The sequence below is a fragment of the Vibrio sp. R11-SG3-ISO3-SZ genome (assembly GCF_059834345.1).
This window is the reverse complement of the sequence record NZ_JCBDGX010000146.1, coordinates 1-8,756: the sequence shown is the minus strand read 5'-3', so window position 1 is coordinate 8,756 and position 8,756 is coordinate 1. Positions and strand designations below refer to the sequence as shown.

The 8,756-nt window shown below is 51.6% G+C and carries 9 protein-coding genes; 6 read left to right on the top strand and 3 right to left on the bottom strand.

What is annotated here, in order from left to right; genetic code table 11:
* The coding region (locus AC6R1O_RS16820; protein ID WP_500657459.1) for a sporulation protein at positions 1 to 685 on the bottom strand (685 nt) is incomplete at its 3' end.
* Positions 686 to 998: 313 nt separating this feature from the next.
* Here AC6R1O_RS16820 and AC6R1O_RS16815 point away from each other — a divergent pair.
* The 5 genes from AC6R1O_RS16815 (at position 999) to AC6R1O_RS16795 (ending at position 5,092) form a co-directional block, all read left to right on the top strand.
* Positions 999 to 1,166, top strand: coding sequence for a hypothetical protein (locus tag AC6R1O_RS16815; RefSeq protein ID WP_334555499.1), 168 nt, complete (start codon positions 999 to 1,001; stop codon positions 1,164 to 1,166).
* A gap of 142 nt (positions 1,167 to 1,308) precedes the next feature.
* Entirely contained in the window at positions 1,309 to 1,575 is a 267-nt protein-coding gene (locus tag AC6R1O_RS16810; RefSeq protein WP_334555500.1) for a YihD family protein, read from the top strand.
* Positions 1,576 to 1,889: 314 nt separating this feature from the next.
* Entirely contained in the window at positions 1,890 to 3,308 is a 1,419-nt protein-coding gene (ccoG, locus tag AC6R1O_RS16805; protein WP_500628972.1) for a cytochrome c oxidase accessory protein CcoG, read from the top strand.
* Positions 3,309 to 3,465: 157 nt separating this feature from the next.
* The gene (locus tag AC6R1O_RS16800; RefSeq protein ID WP_500657458.1) at positions 3,466 to 4,467 is read left to right on the top strand and encodes a serine/threonine protein kinase; all 1,002 of its coding nucleotides are present in this window, start codon (positions 3,466 to 3,468) and stop codon (positions 4,465 to 4,467) included.
* A gap of 25 nt (positions 4,468 to 4,492) precedes the next feature.
* Positions 4,493 to 5,092: a thiol:disulfide interchange protein DsbA/DsbL gene (locus tag AC6R1O_RS16795; protein WP_500657457.1), complete on the top strand. Its 600-nt coding sequence runs from the start codon at positions 4,493 to 4,495 to the stop codon at positions 5,090 to 5,092.
* A gap of 53 nt (positions 5,093 to 5,145) precedes the next feature.
* On the opposite strand, the gene yihG is transcribed toward AC6R1O_RS16795, so the two are convergent.
* Entirely contained in the window at positions 5,146 to 6,057 is a 912-nt protein-coding gene (yihG, locus tag AC6R1O_RS16790) for a 1-acylglycerol-3-phosphate O-acyltransferase, YihG family (protein ID WP_500657456.1), read from the bottom strand.
* A gap of 187 nt (positions 6,058 to 6,244) precedes the next feature.
* Between yihG and AC6R1O_RS16785 the strand changes: the two genes are divergently transcribed.
* On the top strand, positions 6,245 to 7,240 hold the full coding sequence (locus AC6R1O_RS16785; protein ID WP_500657455.1) for a DUF2860 domain-containing protein: 996 nt from the start codon (positions 6,245 to 6,247) through the stop codon (positions 7,238 to 7,240).
* Between the two features lie 45 nt (positions 7,241 to 7,285).
* On the opposite strand, the gene AC6R1O_RS16780 is transcribed toward AC6R1O_RS16785, so the two are convergent.
* On the bottom strand, positions 7,286 to 8,756 hold a 1,471-nt coding region (locus AC6R1O_RS16780; protein ID WP_500657454.1), incomplete at its 5' end, for a YifB family Mg chelatase-like AAA ATPase.

The following is an 8,756-nucleotide window of genomic DNA, read 5'->3' as shown; positions in this document are numbered from 1 at the left end:
GCATCCCTTTTGCCCCTTCACGGTGGCGATCAATTTCAAACCACATTTGCAGTTCGTCTTCACTGCGATACGCCACCACTTCTAACTCTCGCCAACGACCATGAAACGGCCCTGTGGTCGGCACAAACTCAAACTCCTGTACAAAAGGCAGAGCAAAGCCATCCACCGCTTCACACTCCACCTGACGAATACGCAGCCCCTGCGCTTCTAACGCACTAAAGATGCCATCAAGCAAAGGATCGGGGCGCACCGTCAAAATGTCTTTGTCGGTCGGATCTTTGGCCATCGCAATGTCGAGGCCAGTCTCAAGCCACACCTTGGAGTCACCAATGGTGACCGGCGTATTCCACGGCACATCCAACTCCACTTCGAAATCGCGCGTCTCACCAGGCTCAATCGTAAACGCGTAAGGCAGCGTCCACGTCGCCAGTGTATAACTGGTGGGCACGCGGCGCATTCGACCGGCGTTGTGATCACTTTTATGGTGATTGTCCGGCACTTCTTTGATGTAACGGCAGTAGAGTTTGAGTTCGATGTTGTCTATCTCTTGCGCACTCGAACCGCCATAGACATGAATGGTGACGTTCACCTTCTGCCCCGGGTATAACACCTCTTGGCGCAGCACTGAATCCACTTTGGCACTTCCAATACCAAAGCTCGCGAGGGTTTTCTTGAAAAACGACATACACACCTCCCTTATGGGTGAAACCACCAAGCAGACCCTCACTATAGCGCGCTTTATCTCGCCAAAGTTTCTGTCTACTCACAGAATAATAGAGAATGAAAAACAGTGATCGATTAGTTATCGACCAATTCTACCCTTAGTGCTACTCTAACGATTGATATGCATGCATATCAACAATCCTGGTTAATTATTTGGATTGGCGAAAGCCAGAAGAGCCAACCTTCAGCAGCATCAAGGTGACGTTGAAGCTCAACTCATAGTTAATACAGGCCATTAAATTGGCAATGGAGATGCCTGACAGTTAGGTACATCGATGCGCCCAGCAGCAGTCAGGTTTTCGCACACAAACCGTAGTGCGATGCGTCGTCGTAGTGGATTTGCGTCTGCTCCAACGGCAAAAAAAGTCAACCCTGCGATGACGTTAGTGGAACAGACAACTCTTTTGATGTCTGCCCCATCAAAAGCGGTAAAAGCAGCATAATGAAAAGCGCAGCTTCGTCTGCGCTTTTTTTTGCCCCCTGATTACGCCCCATTGTCGATAAGCACGGCACGATTCGCGTTGCTCTCTGCACGTCCCTTTTGCTACCTTAAGGCAAAACATTATAAAAATTGTGGAGAACAGCATGAAGTGTCACCGTATTGAAGAGTTATTGGAACTGCTTGAGCCAGAATGGCAAAAAGACCAAGAGATGAACTTACTGGCGTTTATCGTCAAACTCAGCCAAGAGGCGGGGTATCAAGGCAAACTTGAAGAGCTGACCGATGATGTACTTATCTATCATCTAAAAATGCGCAATAGCGCAAAAGACGAGATGATTCCCGGGCTCAAAAAAGATCAAGAAGATGACTTTAAAACCGCGATTTTGCGTGCGCGCGGTTTAATTGATTGAGCGACACATTGCGTCACGGATCAGATATGGCGACCTTAGGGTCGCTTTTTTATCGCTAAACCATCTAGTAGCACGTGTTATTAGTCATTATGGTTATAGCGTTTGGGCTAATTTGTGGTTAAAGCTTGATAGTCTTAAAGAAAACCCATTCCTATTGCGTATATAATCGCCAGCTAACAATAAAAAACAGATCACAAGATCTCCAAACAACTTGAACTCGGCTGCGCCGCACTGGGCCAAGTTGACAGGAGACCAGAGCAAAGTCGGACGCAACAAGGGCAACACACCCTTGCTTTAGCCTATAAGGAAGCACCATGAGTCAAGATAAGATCGATGTCAAAGACGTGACTCCGAAAACCTTCAATCCCAAAACTCACAAAAACAACGGCGACAGATTTAACCCAAGCAATCGCATCTACGTCAGAGAAAGCAAAGGCACCTTCCAAAGGCTGCGCCGCTATGGTGGCTGGTTTCTATTGCTGCTATTTACACTTATCCCCTGGATCCCTTACGGCGATCGTCAGGCGATTTTGCTCGACATCGGTCAGCAACAATTTAACTTTTTTAGTACCACACTCTATCCGCAAGATCTCACCTTGCTCGCGTTGCTGTTCGTGATTGCGGCCTTTGCGCTGTTTTTTATCACCACGTTTTTAGGCCGTGTCTGGTGTGGCTACCTCTGCCCGCAAACCGTGTGGACCTTTATGTACATCTGGTTTGAAGAGAAACTTGAGGGCAGCGCAAATAAACGCCGCAAACAAGACTCTGGCCGCTTGACCGCCTCACTCGCGTGGCGAAAAACCCTCAAGCACATGGCGTGGCTGGCCATTGCGTTAGCCACGGGCTTTACCTTCGTTGGCTATTTTGTGCCAGTGAAATCCTTAGTGGTCGAGTTTTTTACCCTCAACGCGTCATTTTGGCCGGTGTTTTGGGTGCTGTTTTTCGCCGGCTGTACCTACGGCAATGCCGGCTGGATGCGCTCGATCATGTGTATTCACATGTGCCCGTATGCACGTTTCCAATCGGCAATGTTCGACAAAGACACCTTTATCGTCGGTTATGACAGTGCACGCGGTGAGCAGCGCGGCCCGCGCTCGCGCAAAGCCGATCCCAAACAGCTCGGTTTAGGCGATTGCATCGATTGCGATCTTTGCGTGCAAGTGTGCCCGACTGGCATCGATATTCGTGATGGTTTGCAATATGAGTGCATCAACTGCGGCGCTTGTATCGATGCGTGCGATCACACCATGGAGCGGATGGGCTACGACAAAGGACTCATCAGTTACACCACCGAGCACCGTCTCTCCGGCAAGCACACCAAGGTGATGAGGCCAAAACTGCTCGGCTACGGCGCGGTGCTATTGGTGATGATTGGCCTGTTCTTCGTTCAAGTCGCCAGCGTTGACCCCGCAGGGCTTAGCGTACTGCGTGACCGCAATCAGCTGTTTAGAGTCAACGGCTCTGGGGAGATTGAAAATACCTACACGTTGAAGATCATCAATAAAACCCAGCAACGTCAGGCGTATCAACTCTCTGTTGAAGGGCTGAGCGATGTCACTTGGTACGGTAAACAGACAGTACAAGTGGCGCCTGGGGAAGTCCTCAACTTGCCAATGAGCTTGGGCGTCGACCCGGACAATCTCAGCTCACCTGTCGCGACAATCCAGTTTATACTGTCCGACAGCCAAGACTTTACCACCCAGGTGGAAAGTCGCTTTATCAAGAAGCTGTGACCATCGTTTAGCAAGAGAAGGTCAATTCAATCACCTTGATAAAAATGCGTCGAGAGGCGACGCTCTAGGGTGAAGGGCTCATGATGAGCCCTTTTTGCCCCTCACGACCATGCTAGCGTCATGCATGGTTCTTTTTCTCAGTCACAAGAAACCGGCTATGACACAACAGATTCTCTCAACACACGCCTTTAACTTTGATGCCCTTACCCCGGATTTTATGTGGTATGCGCTAGAGAGCATCGGCATTCGCGCTGAATCCGGCTTTTTGCCACTCAATAGCTATGAAAACCGCGTGTATCAATTTAGCGATGAAGAGCGCCAACGTTATGTGGTCAAGTTTTATCGTCCTGAGCGCTGGAGTGCCGAACAAATTCAGGAAGAGCACGATTTCACCCAAGAGATGGTCGAAGCGGAGATCCCCGTCGCGCCGCCACTGGTCATCAATGGCGCCACGTTGCATCACTACCAAGGCTATCGCTTTGCGCTGTTTGCCAGCGTGGGCGGCCGCCAATTTGAAGTGGATAATATAGAGCAGCTCGAGGGCGTCGGTCGCTATTTAGGGCGCATTCACAGTATCGGAGCCAAACAAGCGTTTGTGCATCGCCCCAGCATGAGCCTTGAAGAATACCTCTACCAACCGAGAGCGCTGCTGCAAAATTCCGACTTTATTCCTCTTCATCTGCAAAGCGCCTTTTTCAACGATCTCGACCTGCTGATCGCCTCACTCGAAGCACAGTGGGACAACAGCTATACGCCGATCAGGCTGCATGGTGACTGTCATCCCGGCAATATTTTGTGGCGTGATGGTCCGATGTTTGTCGACCTCGATGACGCGCGCAATGGATCAAGTGTTCAAGATCTTTGGATGCTGCTCAGTGGCGAACGTAGTGACAAACTGATGCAGCTTGATATTATCCTCGAAGCGTACCAAGAGTTTCATGATTTTAATGTTAACGAATTGAAACTAATCGAGCCGCTGCGCGGTCTACGTATGGTGCACTACATGGCATGGTTAGCAAAACGGTGGCAAGATCCTGCGTTCCCACTCGCCTTTCCTTGGTTTAACGACGCAAAATATTGGGAAAATCAGGTACTCGGGTTCAAAGAGCAGATATCCGCACTGAGCGAGCCCCCCTTGTCATTAATGCCACAGTGGTAAAAAAGCCTTTTAAAATGGAGTCATTATGAAAAAACTGTTTGCACTTGTCGCCGCCCTATTCCTCAGTGTTTCGGCACACGCGGCTCAGTACAACGAAGGTGAGCACTACAAAGTGCTGAACATGGAACCGTCAAGCAAGCCTGTGGTGACGGAGTTTTTCTCTTTCTACTGCCCACACTGTAACTCGATGGAACCCGTGATTGTCCAGCTCAAAGCTCAGCTACCTGAAGGGGTGAAGTTGCAGAAAAATCACGTCTCGTTCATGGGTGGCAACATGGGCCTTTCCATGAGCAAAGCATACGCGACTATGGTGTCGCTTGGCGTGGAAGATCAAATGGTGCCGGTGATGTTTAACCGTATCCACAACTTGGGTAAAGCACCGAAGAGTGACGAAGAGCTGCGCCAAATCTTCACTGACGAAGGCATCGATGGTAAAAAATTCGACTCTGCCTTCAATGGTTTTGCGGTGGACTCTATGGTGCGCCGCTTTGACAAGCAGTTCAAAGACAGCGGCCTAACGGGTGTGCCTTCTATCGTGGTTAACAACCGTTACTTGGTTCAGCCACCACGCGGTTTTACCCTAGAGCAATACTTTGACTTGGTGAACTACCTGCTGATTCAATAAGACAGTCACTATCGTCAAACGAAAAAAGGAGCCTCGGCTCCTTTTTTGATGGGTCACTGTTTTGAGGGCGGTGGATTTGATGATGGCGGCTCATGGATTGCTTTGAGCTGCGCATCTTTCCTATGCCAAACCTCACCGAGCCACTGCTGAAACTGGCGTTTATAGGGCTTATCATTGAAATAGTCACCCATCACCTGCTCATCCACCGGCAACACTTGCACGCGAACTACGATCTTGGTCATTTTGCCCATCAACACATCGCGAAACGGTTTATCTGGGTTATTCGGGTACGCGAGCGTTACGTCTAGGATATTATCAAACTGCTCGCCCATCGCCGCTAAGGTATAGGCTATACCACCGGATTTCGGTTGCAGCAGATACTCATAACCGGCTTTGCTGCGACGCAATTTCTCTGGCGTGATACGGGTGCCTTCCACGTAGTTCACCACTGTGGTCGGGCTATGTTTGAATTTGGCGCACGAGCGACGTGTGGTCACCAAGTCTTGTCCCCGTTTTTCAGGATGACGCAGCAGATATTCGCGCGAATAACGGCGCATAAATGGCATGTCCAGCGCCCAGCACGCCATGCCAATAAACGGCACGTAGAGCAGTTGCTGCTTGAGGAAAAACTTCGGCATCGGGATTTTGTCTTTAAACACCGAGCAGAGCACCACAATGTCGGTCCAGCTTAGATGATTGCTGATCATCAGATACCAACCATCGCGCTTCAGCGCATCTGCCCCTTGTACATCCCACTCCACACGGTTTGAGAGGCTCAAAATCGCGGTGTTGACCGTCGCCCACAACCACATCACCCGATTGGCCAATGCCGTCCCCTTCGCTTTCAGCTCGGGCGTTGGTAACAGCAACTTCAACAGCGCAATGAGACAAATGAGCAGAGAGCAGACAGCAGAATTGAGCGCCACCAGCAACACGTTCATTACCAGTAATAAATAGGCCAACATAGTGAAATAGTGAGATCCAATGAGTAGTTTACGATGTATGTTGCGTAATAATCTTGTCGTGTGGTCAAGATAACTTGGGTTTTAAAAAAGCGCGTGCAATTATACAAGTCCTTGACCACATTGTAATCATTAAGGCGATGGTCTGAGTAGTTGGCCGCGCCACGCACTGAAGTTTTAGGAGACGGAAATGGATGTTCGCTTTGCAATACCGGTTTTATCGCTTATCGCCACCTCGTTATGTTCGGCAGGCGCCGCCGCTAATCCGAACGGCCGCCCTGGGCTCAGTGGCGAGATTTCGCTCAATGCGCTCTATCTCTCCTCCACCTCCAACTTCAATACGTCAGGTGATGAGGTCATCAACAGCATCGACCAAAGTGGCACCAGCGACAGCAGTGTGGTCCCTGCGCCGCTTGGCAACATTCGCTATACCTTTGGCTCAAAAGGCGACAAACAACTCTATGCCGGTACCTCGCGCGATGACATTGCCATCGGCACCCTCGCACTTGAGCTCGGCTATAAACAGCGTTTAGCGTATGGCACCACGGTGGATGTCTCCTATTTGCCAACGGTGATGTCTGGCGAAGTGTGGCAAGACCCGTATCTTGTCGGCGTAGCGCGCGCCACCACCGATGAAAAAGGCGACGCGTATCGACTCAAGCTGGGCAATATTCTCGGCACAGGCATCAACCTTGATAGCGCTTACGGCAAAAAAAAGGTCGATGACGAACGTTCAGGACTGACACAACTCACGCCAGACAATGCCTTAGCCCTGCGCCGTGACAGCGACAACTACTACCTCAAAGGCAGTGTGCGCGTGCCGTTCAGTCGCGCCGCCTTTGTGGTGCCTGCGATCATCTACACGCGCAGTGATGCCGAAGGGGCCGCCAACTCATTTCGCTCTTGGGGCGGAGAGATCTCCCTCTTTCAGCGTATTGCCCGTCATCAGCTAGTGCTCACCGCGGGCTATCGCAGCCGCGACTATGACGCCATTCACCCTCTGTATGGTCAAACTCGCAGTGAAGACAAACTCAGTGTGTTTGCCGCTTATGAGCTGCAACAGTTTCTCGGCTGGCCAAATTTATCCTTGGTCTCCTTCGCCGGGTACAATGAAACTGACGCCAACCTCGACTTTTTTGACGAAAAACAAGCGCTGTTCTCTTTGGGTTTAAGCTTTCAGTTCTAACCTGCCCCGCAGGGCTTGCGGCGTTCGTTGGCCCTCAACTTGATGTCACACCGCCTGCGCAGTCAACTGCTTGAGCAAGCGATCCATCGCGCGATAACCGAGCGCCTCGGCCAAATGAGGTCGCTCTATGTCCTTTGCGCCATCCAAATCAGCGATGGTGCGTGCCACTTTGATGATGCGGTGATAGGCACGAATCGACAGCCCCAATCGGTGCAGCGCCGTTTCCAAAAACTCTGCATCGGCTTTCTTGAGTGGGCAAAACGCCTCAATATCGCGACTGCCTAGCAGCGCGTTGACACACTCACTGCGCGCCAACATGGTCTCTCTTGCCTGCTCAACGCGCAGCCTGACCTGCTCGGTAGGCTCACCGCGATCGCCCCCTTCAGACAAGGTGCCTTTAGGCAATGCGGGGATCTCTATCGACATATCAAATCTATCCAGCAAAGGTCCAGACAAACGGCTCAAATAGCGCAAAATGGCCTGAGGATTAACGCGAGTTTGGTTGCCCTCGTAGTAGCCGGTCGGACTCGGATTCAGCGCACCCACCAATTGAAAGCGAGCGGGAAAGCGCGTCTTACCTTGCGCTCTGGAGATAATGATCTCCCCGGATTCGAGTGGCTCGCGCAGTGAATCGAGCACTTTTCTCTCGAACTCGGGCATCTCGTCCAAGAAGAGTAAGCCATTGTGTGCAAGCGAAATTTCACCCGGTCTTGGCAAGCTCCCCCCGCCCACCAAGGCCGCCATAGAGCTGGAGTGATGCGGCGCGCGAAAGGGGCGCTGTTTCCAATTATGGGCGTTGATTTCTTGCTGAGTCAGCGAAGTGACGGAGGCGGTTTCCATCGCTTCGGCTTCGGTCATCTCTGGCAATAAGTCACACAAACGCGACGCAAGCATGGTTTTACCCGTACCGGGTGGACCCAAAAACAACAAGTTATGATTGCCTGCTGCGGCAATTTCCAATGCGCGCTTGCCTTGTTGCTGACCAATAATGTCTTGCAAACAGCGGGTCGTGCGCAGCGGCTTGGTGGGCTCTGGCGCACTTTGAAACAGATTCAAGCTCTGTTGTCCGCACACATCCGCGCACACCTCTAACAAGCTGCTGGCCGACTTGTGCACCGCGGCGCCCACTAGCGCCGCTTGATCGCCGTTGTGCTTGGGCACCACCAAGCAGCGCTGGGCTCGACTGGCAGCAAGCGCGGCGGGCAGCACCCCTTTCACGCGGCGAATTTTGCCCGACAGAGCCAGTTCGCCGATGTACTCTTTGTCGCTCATCGCCGAGAGTGGGATCTGGTCTGAGGCCGCCAAAATCCCGAGCGCGATCGGCAAATCAAAGCGGCCGCCCTCTTTAGGCAGATCGGCAGGCGCGAGGTTGACGGTAATTCGCTTGGCAGGAAATTCAAACCGAGAGTTGATGATGGCGCTGCGCACTCTATCTCGTGACTCTTTGACGGTGGTTTCCGGCAGCCCCACTAGGGTAAACCCGGGCATCCCATTGCTGATATGGACTTCCACCGTT